Genomic DNA, 2,074 nt, shown 5'->3' on the forward strand with positions numbered 1-2,074 from the left:
CCTACAACTCCACAACAGGAGTTTGGGCTGTCGGAACAGTCACAAAAGCTTCGACTGCATCTCTCGAGCTCCAAGCTGTGGTTGTCTTATCGGCTACGCAAACAAACATAGCGAATATATCGCACGCTGACCAGTTTGACCCAAACACAGGCAACAATACGTCATCGGCAACTATAACTCCCCAACAGGCAGGCCTCTCCATCACAAATACTGTGAGTGACGCAACACCGAATGTTGGAGACACTATAACTTTCACCGTCACTGTCACAAATAATGGGCCTGATAGTGCAACAGGTGTGGAAGTAACAGATTTGCTGCCAGCCGGTCTCACATTTGTTTCTGCAACGCCAAGTCAAGGAACCTTCGCAGCAGGACTTTGGACTGTCGGAACAGTCAAAGCAGCTTCGACTGCATCTCTCGAGCTCCAAGCTAAGGTTGACTCAGCGAATGCGCAAACAAACACAGCGACTATATCTAACCCAAATACAGGCAACAATACATCATCGGCAACTGTAACTCCCCAACAGGCAGACCTCTCCATCACAAATACTGTGGATAACGCAATACCGAATGTTGGAGACACTATAACTTTCACCGTCACTGTTACAAATAATGGGCCTGATAGTGCAACAGGTGTGGAAGTAAGAGATTTGCTGCCAACCGATCTCAAATTTGTTTCTGCAACGCCAAGTCATGGAACCTACAACTCCACTACAGGAGTTTGGGCTGTCGGAACAGTCACAAAAGCTTCGTCTGCAACTCTCACACTCCAAGTGATGGTTGTCTCACCGGCTGCACAAACAAACACAGCGACTATATCGCATGCTGACCAGTTTGACCCAAACACAGGCAACAATACGTCATCGGCAACTGTAACTCCCCAAACAACCTATACTGTCACCTTTGACTCCCGGGGTGGTAGTTCTGTATCAAAGATAAGCGGTGTTACTTCAGGCTCCACAATAACCGCACCTGTTGCACCTACATTATCAGGCTATACATTTGTTGGCTGGTATAAGGAATCATCATATACTAACGCGTGGAATTTCAGCAGAGATACTGTATCCGGTAACTTAACCCTATTTGCTAAGTGGATGAACAATAGTGACGACAGTAGCGGTGGCGACAGTGGCGGTAGCAGTAACAGTAGCAAAAATTCCCCTGTCACATCGACAAACTATGCGGTTATATCAGGAACCGGCATATCGGGGGCCACCCTACCTATTATTACAAATATGGATACCAGCAGCGCATCGGTAGACCTGGGAACTTTGGCAAAATATATGTCCAATGGTGGAAAAACAATTGTTATCTCCATGCCTGCCATCCCTGGTGTGAATGCCTATACCCTGGGGATTCCCGTTGATTACCTGTCCACGCCAGATAGTAAAGGTACTTTGGTCTTCAATACCAATGCAGGAACGATAACCCTTCCTGCGGATATGTTGGCAGTTATTTTGGGCTTAGAAGGACAGAAAGCTGAAATTACCATTGGACGGGGCGATAAATCAGGTATGCCTGACAACGTAATAACAGCCATAGGTGATAGGCCACTGATCCAATTGGCAGTGAATATAGGCGGAAAGCAGATTGAGTGGAATAATCCCAATGCACCGGTCATTATATCCATACCCTATACACCTATAGCGGCCGAGCTAATAAATCCCGATAGCATTGTTATCTGGTACATCGACGGCAGCGGCAAAGCGGTCTTCGTACCAAGCGGACGTTATGACCCAGTCACAGGAACCGTGACCTTTGCCACCACCCATTTCAGCTACTACGCTGTAAGCTACAATCAAGTTAGCTTTAAGGATGTGGCGGCAGGCACGTGGTTTGGCAAAGCGGTTTCCTTTATAGCCGCAAGGGAAATTACCACAGGTACAGGCAACGGGAATTACAGCCCTGATACAAAACTAATCCGTGGAGATTTCCTTGTAATGCTGATGAAATCATATAATATAGCTGCGGATACTAATCCGGCGGATAATTTCTCCGACGCAGGCAATACTTACTATACCGGCTATCTTGCAGCGGCAATGCGGCTCGGCATATCCTCAGGTGTGGGTAACAA

1 protein-coding gene is annotated in these 2,074 nt (G+C 47.1%); it reads left to right on the top strand.

Annotated elements, in window-relative coordinates; translation table 11 throughout:
• Positions 1-2,074 (top strand): InlB B-repeat-containing protein (locus E0485_RS24435; protein WP_132420626.1); only part of this gene is annotated, 2,074 nt, incomplete at both ends.

The organism is Paenibacillus albiflavus (assembly GCF_004344915.1).
GTDB classification, from domain to species: domain Bacteria; phylum Bacillota; class Bacilli; order Paenibacillales; family NBRC-103111; genus Paenibacillus_AM; species Paenibacillus_AM albiflavus.